General features: G+C 38.7%; 21 protein-coding genes. 16 read left to right on the forward strand and 5 right to left on the reverse strand.

Annotation, left to right across the window (positions count from 1 at the left end; translation table 11 throughout):
* The first annotated feature begins 41 nt into the window (after positions 1 to 41).
* Positions 42 to 1,733, forward strand: coding sequence for an amino acid permease (locus tag JWQ54_RS09480; RefSeq protein ID WP_299583602.1), 1,692 nt, complete (start codon positions 42 to 44; stop codon positions 1,731 to 1,733).
* A gap of 77 nt (positions 1,734 to 1,810) precedes the next feature.
* On the forward strand, positions 1,811 to 2,065 hold the full coding sequence (locus JWQ54_RS09485; protein WP_299583609.1) for a SemiSWEET transporter: 255 nt from the start codon (positions 1,811 to 1,813) through the stop codon (positions 2,063 to 2,065).
* Between the two features lie 200 nt (positions 2,066 to 2,265).
* On the opposite strand, the gene JWQ54_RS09490 is transcribed toward JWQ54_RS09485, so the two are convergent.
* Both JWQ54_RS09490 and JWQ54_RS09495 read right to left on the reverse strand, forming a co-directional pair.
* Positions 2,266 to 3,060, reverse strand: coding sequence for a phosphatase PAP2 family protein (locus JWQ54_RS09490; protein WP_299583612.1), 795 nt, complete (start codon positions 3,058 to 3,060; stop codon positions 2,266 to 2,268).
* 253 nt (positions 3,061 to 3,313) lie between these two features.
* The gene (locus JWQ54_RS09495; RefSeq protein WP_299583615.1) at positions 3,314 to 5,266 is read right to left on the reverse strand and encodes a KUP/HAK/KT family potassium transporter; all 1,953 of its coding nucleotides are present in this window, start codon (positions 5,264 to 5,266) and stop codon (positions 3,314 to 3,316) included.
* Between the two features lie 193 nt (positions 5,267 to 5,459).
* On the opposite strand from JWQ54_RS09495, the gene JWQ54_RS09500 reads away from it, so the two are divergent.
* The 12 genes from JWQ54_RS09500 (at position 5,460) to JWQ54_RS09555 (ending at position 16,698) form a co-directional block, all read left to right on the forward strand.
* The gene (locus tag JWQ54_RS09500) at positions 5,460 to 5,960 is read left to right on the forward strand and encodes a T9SS type A sorting domain-containing protein (RefSeq protein WP_299583618.1); all 501 of its coding nucleotides are present in this window, start codon (positions 5,460 to 5,462) and stop codon (positions 5,958 to 5,960) included.
* Positions 5,961 to 6,059: 99 nt separating this feature from the next.
* Positions 6,060 to 6,230, forward strand: a complete 171-nt coding sequence (locus JWQ54_RS09505) for a hypothetical protein (protein WP_299583621.1) — start codon at positions 6,060 to 6,062, stop codon at positions 6,228 to 6,230.
* 7 nt (positions 6,231 to 6,237) lie between these two features.
* The gene (locus JWQ54_RS09510; RefSeq protein WP_299583624.1) at positions 6,238 to 6,711 is read left to right on the forward strand and encodes a hypothetical protein; all 474 of its coding nucleotides are present in this window, start codon (positions 6,238 to 6,240) and stop codon (positions 6,709 to 6,711) included.
* A gap of 103 nt (positions 6,712 to 6,814) precedes the next feature.
* Entirely contained in the window at positions 6,815 to 7,426 is a 612-nt protein-coding gene (locus tag JWQ54_RS09515) for a fumarylacetoacetate hydrolase family protein (RefSeq protein WP_299583627.1), read from the forward strand.
* Positions 7,427 to 7,585: 159 nt separating this feature from the next.
* Positions 7,586 to 9,223, forward strand: coding sequence for a M23 family metallopeptidase (locus tag JWQ54_RS09520; protein ID WP_299583630.1), 1,638 nt, complete (start codon positions 7,586 to 7,588; stop codon positions 9,221 to 9,223).
* Position 9,224: 1 nt separating this feature from the next.
* Positions 9,225 to 9,686 carry a thioredoxin-dependent thiol peroxidase gene (gene bcp, locus JWQ54_RS09525; RefSeq protein ID WP_299583633.1) on the forward strand — a complete coding sequence of 154 codons (462 nt, stop codon included), beginning with the start codon at positions 9,225 to 9,227 and terminating at the stop codon, positions 9,684 to 9,686.
* A gap of 103 nt (positions 9,687 to 9,789) precedes the next feature.
* Positions 9,790 to 10,344 carry a sigma-70 family RNA polymerase sigma factor gene (locus JWQ54_RS09530; RefSeq protein ID WP_299583636.1) on the forward strand — a complete coding sequence of 185 codons (555 nt, stop codon included), beginning with the start codon at positions 9,790 to 9,792 and terminating at the stop codon, positions 10,342 to 10,344.
* Between the two features lie 50 nt (positions 10,345 to 10,394).
* Positions 10,395 to 11,132, forward strand: a complete 738-nt coding sequence (locus JWQ54_RS09535) for a hypothetical protein (protein WP_299583639.1) — start codon at positions 10,395 to 10,397, stop codon at positions 11,130 to 11,132.
* A 9-nt stretch (positions 11,133 to 11,141) separates the two neighbouring features.
* Positions 11,142 to 11,639, forward strand: a complete 498-nt coding sequence (locus tag JWQ54_RS09540) for a hypothetical protein (protein ID WP_299583642.1) — start codon at positions 11,142 to 11,144, stop codon at positions 11,637 to 11,639.
* Positions 11,640 to 11,861: 222 nt separating this feature from the next.
* Entirely contained in the window at positions 11,862 to 13,049 is a 1,188-nt protein-coding gene (locus JWQ54_RS09545) for an aspartate aminotransferase family protein (RefSeq protein WP_299583645.1), read from the forward strand.
* A 355-nt stretch (positions 13,050 to 13,404) separates the two neighbouring features.
* Positions 13,405 to 15,690: a glycosyltransferase gene (locus tag JWQ54_RS09550; protein WP_299583647.1), complete on the forward strand. Its 2,286-nt coding sequence runs from the start codon at positions 13,405 to 13,407 to the stop codon at positions 15,688 to 15,690.
* Complete coding sequence (locus JWQ54_RS09555) at positions 15,691 to 16,698, forward strand: glycosyltransferase family 4 protein (RefSeq protein ID WP_299583651.1); 1,008 nt, start codon at positions 15,691 to 15,693, stop codon at positions 16,696 to 16,698. It abuts the gene before it with no gap.
* 19 nt (positions 16,699 to 16,717) lie between these two features.
* On the opposite strand, the gene JWQ54_RS09560 is transcribed toward JWQ54_RS09555, so the two are convergent.
* Together JWQ54_RS09560 and JWQ54_RS09565 are read right to left on the reverse strand one after the other, a co-directional pair.
* Positions 16,718 to 17,149 (reverse strand): hypothetical protein, encoded by a 432-nt coding sequence (locus tag JWQ54_RS09560; protein ID WP_299583654.1) that lies wholly within the window; start codon positions 17,147 to 17,149, stop codon positions 16,718 to 16,720.
* Positions 17,150 to 17,407: 258 nt separating this feature from the next.
* Positions 17,408 to 18,895: a glycoside hydrolase family 130 protein gene (locus tag JWQ54_RS09565; RefSeq protein WP_299583657.1), complete on the reverse strand. Its 1,488-nt coding sequence runs from the start codon at positions 18,893 to 18,895 to the stop codon at positions 17,408 to 17,410.
* Between the two features lie 188 nt (positions 18,896 to 19,083).
* Between JWQ54_RS09565 and JWQ54_RS09570 the strand changes: the two genes are divergently transcribed.
* Positions 19,084 to 19,761, forward strand: coding sequence for a response regulator transcription factor (locus tag JWQ54_RS09570; protein ID WP_299583660.1), 678 nt, complete (start codon positions 19,084 to 19,086; stop codon positions 19,759 to 19,761).
* Between the two features lie 110 nt (positions 19,762 to 19,871).
* On the forward strand, positions 19,872 to 21,209 hold the full coding sequence (locus tag JWQ54_RS09575; protein WP_299583663.1) for a HAMP domain-containing sensor histidine kinase: 1,338 nt from the start codon (positions 19,872 to 19,874) through the stop codon (positions 21,207 to 21,209).
* A gap of 80 nt (positions 21,210 to 21,289) precedes the next feature.
* Here JWQ54_RS09575 and JWQ54_RS09580 read toward each other — a convergent pair whose 3' ends face one another.
* Positions 21,290 to 22,204: a DUF58 domain-containing protein gene (locus JWQ54_RS09580; protein WP_299583666.1), complete on the reverse strand. Its 915-nt coding sequence runs from the start codon at positions 22,202 to 22,204 to the stop codon at positions 21,290 to 21,292.
* Positions 22,205 to 22,322: the final 118 nt, after the last annotated feature.

Below are 22,322 nucleotides of genomic sequence, written 5' to 3' on the forward strand. Positions count from 1 at the left end.
AATGGTTATGTTTACAATTGCTGATCTAATTATTTAAGCGAATGTCTAAGAGTTTATTCCGTAAAAAATCTATTCATAAAATTTTAACTGATGTTGCAAGTGGGTTTAGTGATGCAGAGCATTCCGGAGGGTCACATTTAAAAAAAGAATTAAATGTAAAGGATCTTACGCTGATGGGGATTGCTGCAGTAGTAGGGGCAGGGATCTTTTCGACTATAGGGCTGGCCTCTTTTCATGGCGGCCCCGGTGTAACCATATTATTTGTACTTACCGCAGTTACCTGCGGGTTTTCGGCTTTATGTTATGCCGAATTTGCTTCGCGGATCCCTGTAGCCGGCAGCGCTTATACTTATGCATATGCCTCATTTGGCGAACTAATAGCCTGGATAATTGGGTGGGACCTGCTGATGGAATATGCTATAGGCAACATAGCGGTGGCAATATCATGGAGCACCTATTTTGTGAACCTTTTAGAAGGCTTTCATATCCACATGCCCGAATATCTCACCATGGATTATTTTACGGCATTTAAAGCACATGAGGCAGTGCAAAACCATACCGCCGAAATAACTGATACCATAAAACAGGGAGCATTGGCATGGAACACGGCTCCTGGGTTTGGAGGGGTTAAACTGATTGCTAATATCCCTGCGCTGCTTATAGTTATTGTGATAACTTACCTGGTTTATATCGGGATCCGCGAAACCAAGAAGGCTACCAATGCCATGGTTTTTTTAAAAATAGCCATAGTTATTGTGGTAATTGCAGTAGGATTTTTTTACGTTACACCCGCCAACTGGCATCCCTTTATGCCAAATGGTTTTAGTGGTGTAATGAAGGGGGTATCAGGTGTATTTTTTGCCTATATAGGGTTTGATGCCATATCAACAACAGCCGAAGAGTGCCAAAGCCCGCAGCGGGACCTGCCGCGAGGGATGATCTATTCACTTATTATATGTACGGTGCTGTATATATTGATTGCGCTGGTACTTACAGGTATGGTAAGCTATAAAAAGCTTGCAGTGGGCGATCCGCTGGCCTACGTGTTTAACCAGGTAGGATTAACCAAAATGAGTGGTATTATTTCGTTTAGTGCTGTTATTGCAACAGCAAGCGTGTTGCTGATATTCCAGTTGGGGCAGCCCCGCATTTGGATGAGCATGAGCCGTGATGGTTTATTACCCAAAGCATTTTCACGCATCCATCCTAAATACCACACACCCTCATTTGCTACTATAGTTACAGGTTTTGTGGTTGCAATACCTGCTTTGTTCATGAACCTTACAGAAGTTACTGATTTAACCAGTATAGGTACCTTGTTTGCCTTTGTACTGGTTTGCGGTGGTGTATTACTGCTGCCACGTGAAGCTTCACAGAAAGGGCGTTTCCACCTGCCATACATTAACTCAAAATGGATTGTGCCTGTGGTATTTATTGTCGGAGCATATTTTTTAAAGGATCATATATTGACCTTGTTTACAGGCAAAAACGCGCATGAAAATTTCCCAATCTTTTTATTCATTATTTTATCAACCGTGCTTGCTGTTTTGGCCTTTGTTAAAAACCTTTCATTAATACCTGTACTTGGTTTGCTAAGTTGTTTTTATTTAATGACGGAATTGGGATATACCAACTGGCTGCGGTTTTTAATTTGGCTGATAATTGGCCTGGTTATATATTTTACCTATGGTTATAAGCACAGTGTGTTAGGTAAGGAAAAGGCAAATAGTTAAGGGATTGAAATAAGGGATTGTTTAATTCAACAATAGGAAATGAATAAAATTGTATCTTCATTTCAAAAAGGAAAGATATGACTACAACCACTATTATTGGCTATATGGCGGCATTTGGTACTACAGTTTCCTTTTTACCGCAGGCAATTAAAACAATCCAAACAAAAAACACTTCGGGTATTTCATTATATATGTATGCCTTGTTTACGGCGGGCACACTTTTTTGGCTCATTTATGGTTTAATGAGCGGGAGTCTGCCTGTGGCAATTGCCAACGTTATAACCTTTGTTTTTGCCAGTATTATACTGGTATATAAGATAATTTACAAGTGAGGTTGATTAAGTTGGATTAGGTTGATTGAGTTAAATTAAGTTGAGAAAGATTAAGCCGGGAGCGTATTATAAAAGCAAAAGAGCCGGATTTTACGAATGAAGTACAACTACCCCAAACCAGGTGTTCAGCGCTCAATATCCGATATTGTTTATTCCTAACTACTTCAATCTTTACAACAACTTCAACTTTTACAACCTCTCTACAGCTCCATAGCAAAAGAAACTCCCTTTACACCATCCTGGTACATCGGCATTACCATGGTGTGTTTTCCTGTTTTGTCTGTATGCGTTAATTTATTACGAATGTAAGGATAAACCAAATATGCTGCTTTTGTAGAAAGGATCCCAAAGCCTGCACCGGCAACAACATCACTAAACCAATGGTCGCGGTGATACATTCTTAAAACACCTGTGGTAACAGCAAAGGTATAACCTACTATGCCGTATATCGGAGATTTCCCTGAATACTCTTGTGCCAAAAACTCGGCCCCCATAAATGCATTGGCCGTATGCCCCGAAGGAAAGGAAAAATAATCACCCTTATTGGGTCGTAAACGATGAGTGGTGTTCTTTAAGCCATAAACACTTATTCCTGCAATTCCGGCAGAAAGCCCAAGAAGGGCAGTACGGTCAATAAAAGTATTTTTCCCGGAAACGCCAACAAGATTTAACCCATACGTTAATACAACGGGTGCAAATTGAAAATAATTTTCAATACTTCCGGGGTAGCGGGGGTAATACTTATTGAAACCGCTGTTTATATAATAATCAAAACGGCGCACAGGATGAATTATAAATGTTGCCACTCCATAGCCAACCAAAATGGCGGGTGGTATTAACGCTGCCGTTTTACTGTGCAAATGTTTTACCGTATCCGGAGCAGTTAAAAGATCCTTTTTTATGGTGTCAGCAATTTTCTTTTTTGCAGTATCTTTAACCTGCGCACTGGCCTCAAACGAAATAAAACACAATAAAGCAAATAATATCTTTCTCAATGGCTGATGTTTCAATTTTAACAGTGTTTGTTCGTTATAGTTTTTATGTTAATAATATTAATATAACAATATCAGGATATATTAAACACAAACAAGGTAAAAATATTACTTAAATCTGTAGTAATTCTGAATTAATATTGAGTTAACGTTAAGGATATACGTTAAGACTGTTGCAAAGGTTGTAATTGTTGAAATGTTTAGTGAATGTTTTTTAACAACTTTAACTGCTTACTACAACTCCAATAACTTAATCCTAAATCACCCGATGGATCTCAACAGTTTCAGGTGCAGCCAGCATTAAAGGTACTTTTTCAACCGTAACAAAGCTCAGGTCGAGCCCGAAGCCGCGCTCCTCTGATAAGCTTATCTTTTTCAGGATCTTATAAAAAGCCATTATAAAGCTTTCATAAAACGAAAGGTTATGTGAGCGCGAAAGTACTTTTTCAATAACAACAAACCTGAAATCGCCAACAATTTTATGTCTGTTTAATGACTTATAGGTACTGGTGATATCAACCTCGCCTTTTTTTACAAGGTCTTCAACTACTTTTCTAAACAGCAGGTTTATCTGTTGTTCAACCCTGAAACCGAGTTTGAAATCAATTCTTATCAGTTTGTTAGGTACAAGGAAATCAACCTCGTATTCTCTTTTGTATGGCTCATCAACAACATCAACATGCACCAGCCAGTAAACATCTGCCCGTTTGGGTTGCTTTTGCAATATGGAATAAACAATTTTTGATTCTACCTCTGAATTGAAGTTTGCGCTGGTAAGGTAAACCAGCTGCGACGCATATTTGGGTACTGTTTCGTCGTCACTTAATTCTTTAAGAATGCTAAAATAATCCTCGATCTCAATAAATTTAACATACCGGTTGCGGATTTTGCGGGCTGTATGCCATGCCCACATTACGGTGAATAAAAAGAAACCAACCGATAAAGTGAACCAACCACCATGAACAAATTTGACCAGGTTACCTGCTAAAAATGTACCTTCAATAAGCAGATAGATCACTAAAAATATGCCTACTATATAAGTTGGAAGTTTTTTTCTCCGTAAAAAATTTGCTACCAGTAATGTAGTCATTAACATGGCAACTGTAATGCTCAGGCCGTAGGCGGCTTCCATATTAGCCGACTCTTCAAATAAAAGCACTACCCCAACACAACCTGCGCATAACAGCCAGTTTACACTCGGTACATACAACTGGCCTTTTTGTTCGGATGGATAGTTGATGCGTACTTTTGGCCATAAGTTTAACCTTACAGCTTCGGCAATAAGCGTAAATGAACCGGATATAAGCGCCTGGCTGGCAATAACTGCAGCAACCGTAGCAATCCCGATACCATATATTAAAAACCACGAAGGCATAATTTCATAAAACGGATTATGTAAATTCAAATCCATTCTTTGACCGTTATGTTGTAAAAGCCAAACAGACTGGCCAAGATAATTAAGCACCAGGCAGGTTTTTACATAGATCCAGCTGATCTGGATGTTTTTACGGCCGCAATGGCCCAGGTCGGAGTATAAAGCCTCGGCACCAGTAGTACACAGAAATACTGCGCCTATAATTACCAGTGGGTGAGCTTCGGGAGAATGACTGGTTAATAATTTTAAAGCATAATATGGGCTTAATGCTTTAAATATTGTTGGCGATTGAAAAATAAAAGTAAGCCCTAAAACGCCCATCATGGTAAACCATATAAACATCATGGGCCCGAAAGCCTTGCCTACCAATGATGTACCAAACTGCTGAATAATAAAAAGAAAAATTATTATAGCAATAACAATTGGCATGGTTTGCAGGTGCGGAAATGATGTTTGCAGCCCTTCAATTGCTGATGAAATAGTAATGGGAGGGGTAATTATTCCGTCTGCAAGTAATGCACACCCACCAATAACGGCCGGTATTATTAGCCATTTGGCACGGCGGCGCACTAATGAAAACAGCGAAAATATGCCGCCTTCACCTTTGTTATCCGCACGTAGCGTAATAACAACATATTTTAAGGTGGTTTGCAGGGTAAGCGTCCAAAAAATGAGTGAAACGCCCCCTAATATTAATGTTTCGGAAACATGCTGGTGGCCAACTATGGCTTTAAACACATATAATGGTGAGGTACCTATGTCACCGTAAATTATTCCTAAACTTATTAACAGCCCCGCGGCAGTTAGTTTTTGCAGCTCTTTATGATTCGACACTTTATACTTTCAAAGGCTCAAAAGTATTAAAAATTACAATTAACTGATTAAATAATAAATATTAACAAAAGAAAAGCTAAATTTATGGCTGGGTTAAACCTTACACTGTTAAATTTTGTTAAAATGTATTATAAAATGGCAAGTATCTAAGTTGATAACAGCTTTATTTATACTTTTGTAAATAATATACAACATGAGGCGAAATTCTACCTATAAAAATTCATGGTTCATAATAATTGCGATAGCAATATTTATGAATTTCGCCTTTTCCAGCGCGATGAGTTATCAACGGAGCGATACAAGCATCCTGCATTTTTTAAAACCGAAATCAACAAAAAATACATTTAAAAATAGCCTGCATTTGGTATTGCCGCCAATAAGGCCGGCTGTTATATCAACAACCAAGGTTAGCGTTGCAAAACCTGATGACAAGCTGCTAACCAACGTACAGGTATATCCAAATCCGGTTACAGATCAAATTAATTTAAAGTACGAAATTTCGCGTTCATCAAATGTTACCATAAAAGTTGTGGACGTTTTAGGAAATGAACTCATCACCCTGTACTCACAAAGGGTTGAACCCGGTGAAAAAGTAGTAAGCTATCAGTTAAACAGCAAATTAACCAAGGGATTTTACTTTTTAAGGGTTGTTGCCGGTACTGAATCAGTGATTAAGAGAATTTCGATTCTCTGATTTCGGATTTCGGATGTTCGATTTCGGATTTTTTGGATCAGAAGTGGCAGGATTTTAGAATTTCCGGAATTATTCATTTTTTGTGCGACTGATTTAATTATGGATGATGAAATTAAACCGTTGACAGGTTTACCAGAATTGGACTTTTGGAGCCAGTTACCTGCGGAAGTTGAGCAAGCTATAAACGAAGCAAAAGAGGAGCTTAAAAGAGGTGAAGGTATTCCTCACTCTGAAGTTATGGAGGAAATCAAGAGTCGCTTCACTCCCTAAAATTGATATGAAATTTAATCTCGATTTTAACACTGCGTATAATCAATTTTACGTTGTTGATAAATTTTTATACGCTGATGCAGATACCGGCTGCGCGGATTTTTGGACAGATTATGCTTTTGACAATAGATTAGCAGTTAGTTCGGGTGTTTTAGGAATAGGTATTGAGAGTTATGGACATGTTATAGGTCAACTGGAAGTATTGAGTTCAGAGAACCAATCAGTAGACTTAAATCTATATGACCATGTTGTTGAAGGATATATCGAACTTGAATCTGGAACTTTACAAGTATTAGATTGTCCCCATTCTGCAATTGAATTAGAAACATTAGTTCAACCTGGGCCCTATCGTGTTAAAGTATATTCCTCGAATTTGGCAAATACTGATATTGATGAGAATGAGGGTGACGACTATTATAAGATAGAAATTTGGCCAGGCAGCAACAAAGAATTAAAAGTTCTGAAGAAATTCATTCGCTAATAAATCACTGAAATCTTCATATTGTAAATTGTTCAGTCCTTGACCCCGGCTGAAAATTAACAATAAGTGAAAATCTTAGTTCATTTTTTCTAATTTCGGCTTTATGAAGATAATTGCCATAGGTCGCAACTATGCGGAGCATGCTAAGGAGCTTAATAACCCTGTGCCGGGCGTCCCGGTTATATTTATGAAGCCAGAAACTGCGCTGCTGAAAGATAACAAGCCTTTTTACCATCCCGATTTTTCGGAAGATATTCACCATGAGATTGAGATAGTAATAAAGATAAGTAAAGAGGGGAAGCACATCAGCGAGCAATTTGCTCAAAATTATTTTGAAGAAATTGCTTTAGGGGTCGACTTTACCGCCCGAGATATCCAGGCACGTCATAAAGAAAAAGGACTGCCCTGGGAGCTTGCCAAAGCGTTTGATAATTCTGCACCTGTAAGCGCATTTGTGCCTAAAGCGCAATTTGCCGACTTAAAAGATGTTAATTTTAAGCTTGATGTTAACGGAGAAGAAAGGCAGGCAGGTAATACCTCAAATATGCTTTTTTCGTTTGAATATATCATTGCTTTTGTGTCAAAATATATCACCCTAAAAAAAGGGGATCTTATTTTTACCGGCACACCACAAGGTGTAGCCAAAGTAAATGTTGGCGACAGGCTTGAAGGTTATTTGGAAGATGTGAAAATGCTTGATTTTTACGTTAGATAGGGGAAGTCAGTAAAGTCCGAAAGTTAGTAAGGTTCGGGAGTGTGAAAGAAAAATTAAATACCTGGTTGCGATTAAAGAATGATCAAAAAAAATATTGTTTTCCTGTTTATAATTTCCTGCTGGTGTTTTAATCTATTTGCGCAAGGGCCCGTGCAGAACATGCAATATCCGCTAAATTTTTTCCGGTACCCGCTTGATCTGCCGCCGTCAACCGCCGGTTCGTTTGGTGAACTGAGGGGGGCACACTTTCATTCAGGGCTTGATTTTAAAACCAACCAACGCATCGGCTACCCTGTGCATGCCGCTTATGATGGATATGTTTCGCGCTTGCGTGTACAGTTTGGTGGCTTTGGCCATGCTATCTATATAACCCATCCAAATGGGTATACCACCGTTTACGGGCATGTAAAATCGTTTACGCCGGCAATGGAAAAACTTATCCGCGATGAACAATACAGGCAGCAAAGCTATGAGGTTGATTTTAAGCTCGACCCATTACAATTGATGGTTTGCCAGGGTGAAGTTATTGCTATGTCCGGGAATGAAGGGGCATCTGCCGGGCCGCATTTGCATTTTGAGATAAGGGATACCCAAACAGAGGAAACCATTAATCCGCAATTATTTGGTTTAACTATTCCTGATAAGGTGCCGCCCTCTATAACGGCAATTGGCATTTACCATTTGGATGGTAATCCGTTTAGCGAAAACACAAAGCGACAGTTTTTTGCGGTGAGAGGCAGCAATGGCAACTATCATTTAACCAATCCCCAGGTAATAAATTTAAACGGGCAAATAGGCTTTGGTATCAGCACAACTGATATGACCAGCGCATCAGCCAACCACAATGGCATTTACTCGTGCGAACTGAAACTTGATGGTGTAACGGTATACACCTTCGCGGTAGAGCGTTTTGCATTTGACCAAACCCACGCCATTAATGCTTATATTGATTATCCCGAATTGATGAAAACCCACCGCTGGATGCAAAAGTGCTTTATATTGCCCGGCAGCAAGATCTCGCTTTATCCGCAATCAATAAACAGGGGAATAGTTAATTTTAATGATGGCGCCATTCATGATGTTGAATACGTTGTTAAGGATGCAGCCGGGAATACATCAACCTTAACCTTAAAAGTAAAATCGGGCCATACTGAAAGCAGCCTGTCCACAATTAAGGCTGCGGGTAATTTATTTCATTACGATCAGAAAAACGAGTTTGCCAACGATAAGGTTAAAGTGGTCATTATGCCCGGCAACCTTTATGATGATGTGAATTTTACTTACAAAATGTTGCCTAAGCGGCCTGGTGCTTTCTCGGCTACACACAGCATCCATAACCGTTTTACACCGATACATGATAATTATGAGCTTTGGATAAAGCCCGACAGCAATATTGGTAAGTATGCAGATAAAGCAGTGATTGTTAGTACTGATGGTGCCATGGCGGGCGGTACTTACCAGGACGGCTATATTAAAGGACAGCCACATGCATTTGGCGATTTTTTTATTAAGCTGGATACCATACCCCCGGTTGTTGTTCCGATAAATATTAAACCAAATGCTGATCTGTCGGCTGCGAAAAGGATATTTTTCAGGATGAGCGATAACCTGTCAGGCATAAAATCATATGCTGGTAAAATTGATGGCGAGTGGGTTTTAATGGAGTGGGATTATAAAACTAAAATTCTGAGTTATTGCTTTAATACCGATATTGCGGCCGGTAAACATATATTTGAATTAACTGTTACCGATAGTAAAAATAACAGCAAATACTTTACCGCAGCATTTAACAGATAACATGGCAACACTTAAAGAAGGCGATAAAGCCCCCGATTTTACCGCAAAAGATCAAAACGGAAAAACAGTTTCTTTATCAGATTTTAAAGGAAAGAACGTGATCCTTTATTTTTACCCGAAGGATGACACACCGGGCTGCACTGCTGAGGCTTGCAGTTTCAGGGATAATTACCAATCAATGCTTGGCCAGGGTTTTGAAGTTATAGGAGTAAGCACTGATGATGAAAAATCGCATAAAAAGTTCGAAACCAAATACAGCCTGCCATTCCCGCTGATTGCCGATACCGATAAAAGCATCAATGACGCCTACGGCGTTTGGGTTGAAAAAAACATGTATGGCAAAAAATATATGGGTACGGCCCGCAAAACATTTTTGATAAGTACGGATGGTACGATCACTAAAATAATTGATAAGGTTGATACTAAGAATTCATCGCAGCAGGTGCTTGATCTGTTGCAGTAATGGCGATAGGTTTTAAATCAACAGATATTTATATTTGAGAAAAGTATTATTATTGTTCTATAATAATAAGCAGGAAAAAAGGATTTAAGTTTAATTATTATACATGCCAATAGAGGTTGACGACGCAGAGATCTTAAGCAAATTCCAGGATGAGAGAACCAGGAACGAGGCGTTTAACATACTGCTAAAAAAATATCAGCAGAAAATATACTGGCATATCCGCCGAATGGTGATAGATCATGATGATGCCGATGACCTGGTGCAGGATGTTTTTATAAAGATCTGGAAAAACCTGGCCGGTTTTAGGAGCGATGCCCAGCTATATACCTGGATGTACCGGATAGCAACTAATGAATGCATTACTTTTTTGAATAAGAAAAAGCAAAAAAACAATGTATCGATTGATGATGTGGCTTATGAACTGGCGGATACTTTGGCTGATTCAACTTATTTTGATGGCGACAAGGCGCAGCGTAAGTTGCAGGAAGCATTGTTAACCCTGCCCGAAAAGCAAAAGCTTGTGTTTAATATGAAATATTATGACGACATGAAGTATGAAGAAATATCGCAGGTGCTGGGCACAAGTGTAGGGGCTTTAAAGGCATCATTTCACCTCGCAGTGAAAAAAATTGAGACATATTTACTTTCTAAAGATTAATTAAAATAAATTTTAAACCTTTTGACATTTATTCCATCTATAACTAAGATATGAAGAGTGAAATGGAAAATAAAGATTGGCTTAATGAATATAGGTCACTTAAACAGATTAACCCTGCTAATCCGTTTACAGTGCCTGCCGGTTATTTTGACGACCTCGGAGATCGTATTGCAGCACTCAAAAATTTAGACGAATTAAAAAGCAAAGGATCTTTTGGAGATTTTACAGTTCCGGACAATTATTTTGAGGAACTTACCGGTAATATAGAAAGCAGGATAGCGGTTGAAAGTGTATTAAACACTACCGACCCGGGGTTTACAGTGCCTGATGGTTATTTTGATAGCCTGCAGCAGCAGATCAGGAGCCGCATATTGGTTGAAGAAGCTTTGGGGGAGCCTGCTGAACTTTTCACTGTTCCGGAGGGGTATTTTGATAAACTTAATAAAAAAATATTAAATAATACCGTTAACCAAAACGCTGCTAAAAGCAGGGGGATAATAAAAAGATTATATACGTCAACCGCTTTTAAATATGCCACTGCAGCATGTTTTGCATTAGCCTTAGGCGGTGGTATCTTGTTAAGTGAGCTTACAGGTTCGGTTGTTGAACATAAAAGTACTTTTTTGCATAAGGAGTTATCAAATGTTCCGGTAGATGATATTAAAAATTATTTGCAGTTAAATCTTGATCCGTCAGATACACAGCAAACAGTAGTGTCTGAAGATGCAGCTATTGATGATGAGAGCTTAAAAAATGCATTACAGAATGACGTTAATAATGCACAGTAATTAATTTAAATGGGTAAGCTGATCAGAACTGTTTTGGGTATATTAATTATAATGGCCATAAGCTATAACAGCTTTGGCCAGCAGCGTACGCTTGTGCCTGTGCAGCGTTATAATTCTGTCCAAAGGCCCGTTATACGAAGTGCTAAACCAAAAGGTATAAGAAAGATGCAAGCCGTTAAAGAAGGCTTTATAAGTCAGCAGTTAAGCCTTACCCAACAGGAGACGAAAGCGTTTTGGCCATTGTACCGTAAATACAACGAAGAACTTACTGCTGTAAGGATCCTTAAAAGAATAAACAATTCAAGCGCCACGGCTGATGGCACCAAACAGGTTGATTTAGATTTAAAATACGAGTCGCAAATTGTAGACATAAAAAAACATTACAGGGATGAATTTTATAAAATACTGCCTCCCGAAAAAGTAAGTATCCTTTACAAAAGCGAGCGTGAATTTAACGACGAAGTACTTAAGCAACTCACCGAACGTAGTGTTAGAGCGGGGGATTAGTTTTAAGTCGATAGTCAATAGTCCATAGTGTATAGGCTGGATTGATCTGTAAATTTCTTCCTGATAGCAATAAAGACTGACTTTTGACTTAGAACTCAAGACTTGTTTTTTTAAGTCGATAATCCATAGTCGATAGCCTGGATGGCCCGTAAATTTCTTCCTGATAGCAATAAAGACTGACTTTTGACTTAGAACTCAAGACTAAAGACTTATTTTTGCACTATGCCCACTCTCCGACAACTTTTTCTTGCCAATAACGCCCAAACTACTGATTTTCCATTACTACTGGAGTTTGCGCGTGCCGAAGGTATTTATATGTACAATAAGGAAGGGAAGGCTTATATCGACCTGATATCAGGCATTGGAGTAAGCAACCTGGGCCATAGCAATCCTTATGTGGTTAATGCTATAAAAGAGCAGGTGGATAAGTACATGCACCTGATGGTATATGGCGAGTACGTACAAACCCCGCAGGTGCGCTTTGCCGAAAAGCTGGTTTCATTATTGCCGGCTCATTTGCAATCTGTTTATTTTACCAATTCAGGCGCCGAGGCTGTTGAAGGTGCGTTAAAGCTGGCCAAACGATATACCGGCAGGCACGAGGTTATTGCCTGCAATAACTCCTACCATGGCAGCACACACGGCGCATTAAGCGTAATGGGCAACGAAGAGTTTAAACAGGCTTATCGCCCTTTGCTGCCGGGAATTAGGTTTATCCGATTTAATAACCCCGAAGATCTTGAATTGATAACCGATAAAACGGCCTGTGTTATTATTGAAACAGTGCAGGGCGAGGCAGGCATCAGGGCGCCGGATGTAACTTATATGCAGGCATTGCGCAACCGTTGTGATGAAACAGGAACTTTGCTGATACTTGACGAGATCCAGGCCGCTCTTGGGCGCACCGCTAAACTATTTGCCTTTGAACATTTTGGGATAGAGCCGGATATTTTGTTGTTGGCTAAAGCACTGGGTGGGGGAATGCCTGTTGGCGCTTTTATTTCATCAAACAAAATAATGGGTGCTTTAAAGGAAAATCCAATCCTGGGGCATATAACCACTTTTGGCGGGCACCCGGTATGCTGTGCCGCAGGACTTGCAGCACTTGAAGTTTTGCTGAGCGAAAATTTAATTGCCGGCGTTGCTGAAAAAGAAACCTTATTTAAAAAACTATTGATCCATCCCGCAATAAAGGAACTACGCGGCAAGGGACTGATGCTGGCTGCCGAATTTGAAAGCTTCGATCTGAATAAAAAAATTATTGACCGGTGTATTGAAAACGGCGTAATTACCGACTGGTTTTTACATTGCAGCAACTCCATGCGCATAGCGCCGCCATTGATAATTACCAATGAAGAAATTGAAAAAGCTTGCGGGGTAATTTTGGAGGCGATAGAATTTTATTGCTAAAAAAATTTGATAAAGTATATCCTAATCAGCACAGGATTTACTGACAAAATCGTATATTGGCATATATCCTTTCAAAAACTATTGATACAATATAATCCTGGCAATAAATATCAGGATTGGAAACTCTTCCTTTTCTGTAAATGCCAATCGTAATAAGTGGCCAATGTTATTACGTTTCCTAAATTATAGTTATAGTTAAATCGGTATAGTTTATGATAACTATATAAAATAAGCGCGTAAATGGCCATTTCAAGGTCATAAACATGGATTATTGATCATTGTTGCATACTTTTTTGGTCACCGGATTGAACAATTAATTAAAATCAGGGTTATTAAATTACATTGTTAATAGAAAATGAAAATAGCATATATCTCAACTTACCCACCCCGCGAATGCGGAATAGCAACATTTAACCAAAATTTAATGTGCGCCATAAACGCAAATTTTCCCGAAATGAAATCATTGTTGAACGGCGGCTTTGTTGTAGCCTTAAATGATTCTGAAAATATACAGGAATATGAATACCCGGAGGAGGTAAAATATGTTATCAGGCAAAATCATCAAAAGGATTATATCCGCGCAGCTAATTATATAAATACCAGCAATGCTGATGTTTGTATAATGGAGCACGAGTTTGGAATTTATGGCGGCGAAAGCGGCATTTACATCCTGCCCCTGTTAAACAGGCTCGAAAAACCTTTAATATCTATTTTACATACTATTTTAAAAGATCCCAGCTACGTACAGCGCATTATTATCCGCGAAATAGCTGAACAGTCATCAAAAATAATAGTGATGAGCAAACGGGCGGTGGAGTTTTTAACCACCGTTTATGATGTGCCTGCCGATAAGATCCAGATAATTGAACATGGTGTTCCGGATGTTGAAGCATCAGAAGATAATCCTGTTAAAAACTTAACCGTGTTTAAAAACCATAGGGTACTGCTTACTTTTGGTTTAATTAGCCGCAATAAAGGCTTGGAAACTGTTGTAAGGGCATTGCCTAAAATAGTTGAAAACCATCCGGATGTAATGTATGTGGTATTGGGGAATACACACCCGGGGGTAATTAAAAGCTCAGGAGAAGAATACAGGGATCATTTAAAAACGCTGGCCGCACAACTAAATGTATCAAAGCATCTTTGCTTTATAAATAAGTTTGTATCAGAGCAAGAACTGGTAGATTACCTTTCGGCAACGGATATTTATGTGACCCCATATTTAAATGAGGCACAAATAACCAGTGGCACCTTATCATACGCAGTAGGCGCCGGCGCTGCCGTTGTTTCAACCCCTTACTGGCATGCAACCGAACTTTTAGCTAATAACCGGGGGCGTTTGTTTGATTTTAAGAATGCTGATGCACTTGCCGAAAACGTAATTGAACTGTTAGACCAGGAGCGCTTACTGAATGAATTAAAGGAAAACGCTTATGAATATGGCCTGCACTTACGCTGGCCGGTTATAGGTGCCGAATTTATAAAGGCGGCGCAGGAATCATGCACTAACCATGATTTTAGCGACAAAATATTAAAGAACAGCATTGTTGACCCTGAAATAATGCCAAAATTCAGCCTTGCGCATGTATTACGGTTAACTGACGATACCGGGATAGTTCAGCATGCAAAATATGGGATCCCTAATTTGAAAGAAGGTTATTGCCTGGATGATAATGCGCGCGCATTAATTATGGCTTTAATGGCCTATCAGCGCAGTAAAAGCAAGGAAGCATCTGAGCTTTTACCTATCTACCTAAGCTATATTCACTATATGCAAACGGAAGATGGTAACTTCCGCAATTTTTTAAGTTTTGACCGCAGGTACCTTGACGAGGTTGGTTCTGAAGATTCGTTTGGCCGCACCATTTGGGCCTTAGGTTATTTAATAGGATGTTCTTCCAGTAATTCGTACCGTGAATTTGCCAGGGAAATTTTTCACAAATCGTTCCCTCATTTTAAGGCTTTAAAATATTTAAGAGGGATGGCTAATACAATAATTGGTATCAGCCTGTATTTGAAAGTTTTCCCGGGTGATGAAGGCATGCTTAATGAGATGGTTAATTTAACCAAACCATTGATGGAAGCCTTTGAATACCACCAATCGGAAGACTGGCAGTGGTTTGAAGAAAAAATGACCTATGACAATGCTATATTACCGCTGGCGTTGCTGCACTCGTGCGAAATAACCGGGAATGAAAAAGTTAAGCAGGTTGCATTAAAAACCATGGAATTTTTAGATAAGCTTACGCTTGCAAACGGATATTTAAGCCCGGTTGGTAACGATGGCTGGTATCACAAAGAGGGCACTTTCCCTCCGTTTGACCAGCAGGCCATTGAAACCATGGCTATGGTGCTGATGCATTTCCAGGCCTATACTAATTTCCGCAAACCGCAATATATTGAAAAGATGTTTTTATGCTATAAATGGTTCCTGGGTGAAAACACTTTAAGGGCACCACTTTATGACCATGAAACCAAGGGCTGCTGCGATGGATTGCTGCCAACGGGTATAAACCGTAATCAGGGCGCCGAGAGCACGCTTGCCTACTTGATATCGCACCTTACAGTTTTAAAAGCATTTGAGCTTGAATACGAGTATAATAAAATTGGGCAGTATGCGTCGTCGTCATTGTCGTTTTAAATGAAGGTCGCAATATTATCATCCGTTGCCTGGCGCACGCCGCCAAGGCATTATGGCCCGTGGGAACAGGTAACATCAAACATTGCTGAAGGGCTGGTAAAGCTTGGAATAGAGGTTTCGCTATTTGCTACCGGCGATTCTATCACCAAAGGTAAACTCTATTCAGTTTGCTATACCGGTTATGAAGAAGACCGTAACCAGGACACAAAGGTTTTGGAGTGCCTGCACATCAGTAACCTTATGGAGCGGGCAGCAGAGTTTGATATTATCCATAATAATTTTGACTTTTTGCCGCTTACCTATTCCGGTTTAATTAAAACACCGGTTATTACTACCATACATGGCTTTTCATCGCCCAGGATAATCCCGGTTTACAAAAAATATAATTCGGCAGGGCATTATGTGTCCATCAGTAATTCTGACCGCAGCCCTGAGCTGGATTACCTGGCAACCGTTTACAATGGATTGAATGCAGATCTGTTTCAGTTTAATGATACACCCGAAGATTACCTGTTATATTTTGGCAGGATCCATCATGATAAGGGTACTGCCGAAGCAATAGAGATTGCCAAAAAAAGTAAAAGAAAATTGCTGATAGCGGGTTTAATACAGGATAAAAACTATTTTAAAGAAAGAATTGAGCCGCAATTAGGCCCCGATATTGAATATATTGGCAATGCCGAGCCTGCAAAAAGGAATACATTATTGCGAAATGCTTATGCCTTACTGCATCCCATAAATTTTAACGAGCCATTTGGAATGAGCGTGGCCGAAGCCATGCTTTGCGGTACACCGGTAATAGCATTTAATAAAGGTTCGATGCCTGAATTGATAAAACCGGAAAAGACCGGATTTTTAGTTAATAATATTGAGGAAGCTGTGGAAGCTACAAAAAAGGTGAAAAATATAAACCGCCAGAATTGCCGCGAATGGTCCGAATCGCAATTTTCTTGCGATAAGATGGTGGGGGATTATTTTGAGCTTTATAAACGGATCTTAAATAAATAAAACACTGCTGCAACTACTGTTAAGCACTTTTCGCATCCGGATCGGGCGAAACATTAGCCATGTGTGGTTCGATGTTTTCTGTTGATGTGTTTGCCAGATCAGGTTGATGATCATAATTTATTAAAGGCCGCAATTTAGTTTCTGAAGAGCCAGGATATGCATTTTCAATGATTTCTTCCTGGTGATACGGTTGAATTTCTGCTTCACGGGCATAACTATAGCCAAGTCTTTTATTTTCTTCCTCAATAAAAGTAAATAAATCACCCAGGCAAGAATGCACTGCCTGTAAAAATTTATAACTGGTTGATGTGAGACATTTTCCGGTATCATCCGGCCCTTTTCCCGGCTCACAAAAATTAAGCTTGGTAATTATACCATTAATCAGCTCAACCTCAAATTTTCCTTCATTGTGCCAGGTCAAGTTGTTTTTTATTTCCCTAAAATGATCCATTGCCTTAATAATTATTTTTTCATATAATATTTGTAACAAGCATATTATTAACTTAATAACAGCTTATTATTATGTACAATGGCTATGCCAAAATTTTCTTTTTTAATAAAAGTGGCAAATAATATCAAAAGGGCATCTGCTAGCCTGTAAAGTGTTAAAAAGCTACTAAAGGTGTATACTAAATTGGAATTTTGTGCAGTAGTTTTAATAATTGATTTTACTTTTTAGTACATATGTACAAAGGCTAATAAATCAATCTTATATCCCTGCTTTGTCAGTTTCCCTTTTGTCAGATAGCAACTTGGCAATAAGCTCAGTCAGGTCAACTTCCGCAAAGGCGGTCGATGAATCGGATACACCATAGGGTATTATAAGTTTGCCATTATGTACCAGCGCACCACATGAATATAATACGTTTGGTACGTAACCTTCGCGTTCATCACTGTTAGGGATCAGCAGAGGCTCTTTTAAGCGGCCTATTTCAACTTCAGGATCATCCAGCTTAAGCAAGCTGGCGCCAAGCACATACCTGCGCATCGGGCCCACGCCATGTGTTATTATTATCCAGCCATGTTTTGTTTCAATGGGCGAACCGCAATTGCCTATCTGGATAAATTCCCAGGTAAATTTGGGTTGCTGCAGCATTATAGGTTTTTCCCAAATGTTTATTTTATCAGAATACATGATGTAGTTATTACAACCATCTATCCTGGATATCATTGCAAACTTGCCATTTATTTTTCGCGGAAATAGTGCCAGGTTTTTGTTTTGGGCCCCGGCACCATATAATGGCATTATTTTGAAATTATAAAAATCGGTTGTTTGTAATAGTTTTGGCATTATCAGCGAGCCGTCATATGCGGTATAGGTGGCGTAATACACGGTGCTGTCGTCGTCATTTTTAAAATGCACAAATCTTGCATCTTCAATACCTTTGCGCTCATATTCAGAGATTGGGAATATAACCCGGTCAGATATATCGGTATCTAACGAAAAAACAATTTCATAATACGAATCGGCAAGCCATAATACTTTATCGTATTCCAATTTCTTCATATCGCTTTCCTGCAGCTTTTGCGAATCTGAAATTATCCGGCGCAGGTTTGCATATTCAAAATGATGGTCCAGCTTCGACTCCAGCTCATCCAATACATTAATATCAATTTGAGTTATCGCTGCTTTGTCAAAAAAAAGTTTTTTATTATAAACAGCATTTCTAACAATTTCGGCCTCGTCAATATAGCTTCCCGCAGGCAAAACGGTAATATTATTTGCCTGGTCAAGTAAGGCGCGCCTAAAGGTTATGGATGATATATGCCCTTCACCAACGGCCCTGAAACTAATGATAACACGCCTTTGCCCTTCATGCAATTCAGTTTGGTCGGGATCTTCAACTATTGATGGATTAAAAAAAGCAGCTGATTCAATAGAGTATTCATGCGTAAAATAGGAACCGATTAATAGCTTGCGGTATACTGTTAAGGCATCATAATCAATATCAAGCTCGGCAAAAAGAGGTTTTAGTTTGCTGCAATGCCGGTTTAATGCACGTGTTATGTTCCTGTGCCGTCTTGAATACTCCTGTAATAAAGGCGAAACAATGCCAAATGCAACATCTTCGCTAATGCTCATAACTCTTTGAATTACCTCTTTTGCACGATCATTTCCATTAAAAAAGAATCTGGCAATTACACGTTTCGGGTCTGGGTTTATTCTTATTGGCTTACGTTCAATGGAAAGTCTCATAAAAAAAATGGTATTTATACAGTAACGTCAATGCTATTAAATTGATTGGGGCAATTTTACAAACCTTTTATTTAATTTAGGTTATAAATGTTGTAAATGTTAAAATTATGTAAGAGATAATTTTTTTAACTTTTACGTCACTTGCAACCTTTACAACTTAATAAACCAAATTAGTATCTTGCCTGCCCATGAATGTATTAATTGTAGAAGATGAAAAAGGACTGGCGCTTGAAATTGATGAGTTTCTGAGCCATGAAGGCTTTACTATTGAACACGCCCGCACTAAAAGCATAGCGAGTGAAAAAATATTTGTTAACAACTATGATTTTATATTGCTTGACTTGAATTTGCCTGATGGCGATGGCTTCGGCCTGCTGCAAATGCTTAAAGGCTTAAAAGAGCGCGATGATGCGGTAATTATTTTAACTGCCCGCGGTGCGGTGGATGATAAAGTGCACGGCCTTGAACAGGGAGCCGACGATTACCTTGCAAAACCATTTTCATTAAATGAGCTATTAGCCCGCATGCATGCCATAACCAGGCGCAAGCATAAGCTTGAAAGCAATGATATAACGGTTAAGGAATTTAAAATGAATATACAAAATCGTACTGTGCACTATAATACAGAGCGGATAAACTTAACTAAAAAAGAATTTGAAATATTTAATTACCTGGTATTAAACAAAAACCGGGTAATATCGCGCACAAATTTAACCGAACACGTTTGGGGCGATGTGCTTGAAATTAATTCAGATTCGAACTTTGTTGATGTGCATGTAAAAAACCTCAGGAAAAAGCTATCCCAATTTGAACCGATAGAATGGTTTGAAACGGTAAGGAGCATTGGGTATAGGGTTAATATTTAAGGAGCGGTTGATTGAGTTGATTAAGAGAGTAGTTGATTGGGTTAATAAAGAATTGGAAAATAACTTAATCAACTTAATCAACCCAATCTAACTTAATCAACTTAACACACATGAAACTACAAATAAAACTGGCTTTATATAATACCTTAACAAAGCTGGCTATTATTGTATTTACAGGGTTGCTTATTTTGTTCTCGCTTGAGAAGATCACTTATGCACATTTATCAACAAGGCTTGAAAACAAAAAGGATGTATTTATAAGAAACCTTTCATCAAAAGAAATTAGCCAGATATTAAGTCAGCAGCAAAGTTTTACCAATTATAATATTTTAAAAGAGGAATATATATTTCTTAAATTAATTCCCTACCAACCCAACAGAGACTCTACAGAAAGCTTTACTACCCAGCGCCGAACCTTTGAGAAAAGTACAGATAGTTACCTTATTTTAACTTATCGCTTTAATTTCGAAAACCATAGCTACCTGCTGGAAATAGGGGATACCCTTGATACTGTAATACAGTTAAAGCAAACCATTAAGCAGTTTACGCTGCTGATGTTAGTAGTTGCATTATTGCTTACACTGGTTATCGACTTAATTTTTACCAAGTACCTGCTGGCGCCGTTCTATCGCATTATTGACAGGAAACTGGTCAAGGTAAATGATCCTATGAACTTTGATTACGAAAAGGTTGAGACCAGCACACAGGATTTTAGGCTGCTTGATGACAGCATAAGCACCCTGATGAAAAAAATAGCCGACCTGTTTATACTGGAGAAACAATTTATTGCTAATGTATCACATGAGTTGCTTACACCTATTTCCATCATAAGTTCGAGGCTGGAAAATATACTATCGCATGAAGAGTTAAAGGAGGATAGCGAGAACAAAATATTTGCCTCACTAAAAACTTTAAACAGGTTAAAATCAATTATAAACAGCTTGCTTTTGATATCGAAGGTTGAAAATAACCAATTTAATAAAAACGACAAGATCTACATTGCTGATATTGTAGCTGAGGTTTTCAAGGAACTTGAAGACAGGCTGGAGGACAGAAAAATTACTTTCAGCAACAATGTAAAGCATACGTACTCAATATGGGGTAATCATAGCTTAATGCATACCGTATTGTTTAATATTATAAACAATTCAATTAAATATAACCGGGAGCAGGGCAGCATTGTAATTACAGACCACTTCAATTATGAAGGATATATGCTTGAAATTGCAGATACCGGAACAGGAATGAGTGAGCAGCAAATTGAGAAAGCCTTTAACCGCTTTGAAAAACTGGATACCGACGAAAAGGAAAGCTATGGGTTAGGCCTTGCCATTGTAAAAAGTATAGCTACGTTTCACGACATAAAAATCCAGATAAAATCAGTGAGAAACGAGGGGACTGCAATTAAACTTATTTTTAATCAACACAACTTCACTAAATCTTCATAATTGCTGTGTTACTTTGGGATGTGGAGTTTTAGTTCCTTTGTTACCCCTATAAAGCTGTTTCTTAAAAGGAACAGCTTTTTTTATATCATTTTGTTCCGCTTAATAAGGTATGATTTTAGTACGTTATTATAGCCGTCTTCAATATAAGCATCAACAATATCAATATGGTATTGTGCACATTTTAACTCAAGCTGGTGGCGGTAGTATGCCAATGACGAGATATAAGAATCCCTTATTTTATTTGGATGCACCCGTACCTGTTCGCCGCTTTCTATATCAATAAATTGATGCGGGCGGTTATCAAAATTAAAATCAATCTCTTTTTTCTTGTCGTTAACATTAAAAATAACCACTTCGTGCTTGTTATATTTTAAATGCTGGATGGCTGCAAACAGTGATTGCATTTTTTCTGGGTTCAAGCTATTTTCGAGCATGTCGCTAAACAAAATGATCATCGAGCGCTGATGGATTTGCCCGGCAACCTGGTGCAGCACTTGTGTAATGTTTGTAGCTGTATTTATTTTAGGGTTATTATATGCTTTTTCAAGTTCGGCATACAAATAAAACAGGTGCGATGTGGTTGATTTTACCGGGGTTATTATATCGGCTTTGTCACTAAACAAGCATAAACCAAATGCATCCCGCTGTTTTTTAAACAGGTACATAAGTGATGCTATTGCATAGATAGAAAATTGCAGCTTGTTTATCCCTTTATCAGGGAAATTCATGGATGACGATGTATCCAGCAAAAGGTAGCAGCGAAGATTAGTTTCTTCTTCAAACTGTTTTACAAACAACTTATCGGTACGGGCAAGAAGCTTCCAGTCGATATTTTTTACCGATTCGCCATTGTTATAGAGGCGGTGTTCGGCAAACTCTACCGAAAAGCCATGAAAAGGGCTTTGATGTAAGCCGGTAATAAAACCTTCGACAACCTGGCGAGCCAGCAGCTCGAGGTTGGCTAATTGTCTTATATGCTGGTCATTACTTAACATATTATATGATTACACCGATTATAAAAAAGATTTCACCGATTTATAAGAATGGTTATACTGATTATAAAAACATTGATTTATAAAACAATTGCACCGATCAGATTTTTCTAATCGGTGC

The organism is Mucilaginibacter sp. (assembly GCF_028288225.1).
Taxonomy (GTDB): Bacteria; Bacteroidota; Bacteroidia; order Sphingobacteriales; family Sphingobacteriaceae; genus Mucilaginibacter.

Bases quoted from the DNA above. Each gene is read 5' to 3' on its own strand.
- JWQ54_RS09535 (WP_299583639.1), top strand. From the start codon at position 10,395: ATGAAGAGTGAAATGGAAAATAAAGATTGGCTTAATGAATATAGGTCA.
- JWQ54_RS09580 (WP_299583666.1), bottom strand. From the start codon at position 22,204: ATGTTAAGTAATGACCAGCATATAAGACAATTAGCCAACCTCGAGCTG.
- JWQ54_RS09505 (WP_299583621.1), top strand. From the start codon at position 6,060: ATGGATGATGAAATTAAACCGTTGACAGGTTTACCAGAATTGGACTTT.
- JWQ54_RS09500 (WP_299583618.1), top strand. From the start codon at position 5,460: ATGAGGCGAAATTCTACCTATAAAAATTCATGGTTCATAATAATTGCG.
- JWQ54_RS09515 (WP_299583627.1), top strand. From the start codon at position 6,815: ATGAAGATAATTGCCATAGGTCGCAACTATGCGGAGCATGCTAAGGAG.
- JWQ54_RS09550 (WP_299583647.1), top strand. From the start codon at position 13,405: ATGAAAATAGCATATATCTCAACTTACCCACCCCGCGAATGCGGAATA.
- JWQ54_RS09555 (WP_299583651.1), top strand. From the start codon at position 15,691: ATGAAGGTCGCAATATTATCATCCGTTGCCTGGCGCACGCCGCCAAGG.
- JWQ54_RS09570 (WP_299583660.1), top strand. From the start codon at position 19,084: ATGAATGTATTAATTGTAGAAGATGAAAAAGGACTGGCGCTTGAAATT.
- JWQ54_RS09545 (WP_299583645.1), top strand. From the start codon at position 11,862: ATGCCCACTCTCCGACAACTTTTTCTTGCCAATAACGCCCAAACTACT.
- JWQ54_RS09540 (WP_299583642.1), top strand. From the start codon at position 11,142: ATGGGTAAGCTGATCAGAACTGTTTTGGGTATATTAATTATAATGGCC.
- JWQ54_RS09560 (WP_299583654.1), bottom strand. From the start codon at position 17,149: ATGGATCATTTTAGGGAAATAAAAAACAACTTGACCTGGCACAATGAA.
- JWQ54_RS09565 (WP_299583657.1), bottom strand. From the start codon at position 18,895: ATGAGACTTTCCATTGAACGTAAGCCAATAAGAATAAACCCAGACCCG.
- bcp (WP_299583633.1), top strand. From the start codon at position 9,225: ATGGCAACACTTAAAGAAGGCGATAAAGCCCCCGATTTTACCGCAAAA.
- JWQ54_RS09485 (WP_299583609.1), top strand. From the start codon at position 1,811: ATGACTACAACCACTATTATTGGCTATATGGCGGCATTTGGTACTACA.
- JWQ54_RS09530 (WP_299583636.1), top strand. From the start codon at position 9,790: ATGCCAATAGAGGTTGACGACGCAGAGATCTTAAGCAAATTCCAGGAT.
- JWQ54_RS09510 (WP_299583624.1), top strand. From the start codon at position 6,238: ATGAAATTTAATCTCGATTTTAACACTGCGTATAATCAATTTTACGTT.
- JWQ54_RS09480 (WP_299583602.1), top strand. From the start codon at position 42: ATGTCTAAGAGTTTATTCCGTAAAAAATCTATTCATAAAATTTTAACT.
- JWQ54_RS09575 (WP_299583663.1), top strand. From the start codon at position 19,872: ATGAAACTACAAATAAAACTGGCTTTATATAATACCTTAACAAAGCTG.
- JWQ54_RS09520 (WP_299583630.1), top strand. From the start codon at position 7,586: ATGCAATATCCGCTAAATTTTTTCCGGTACCCGCTTGATCTGCCGCCG.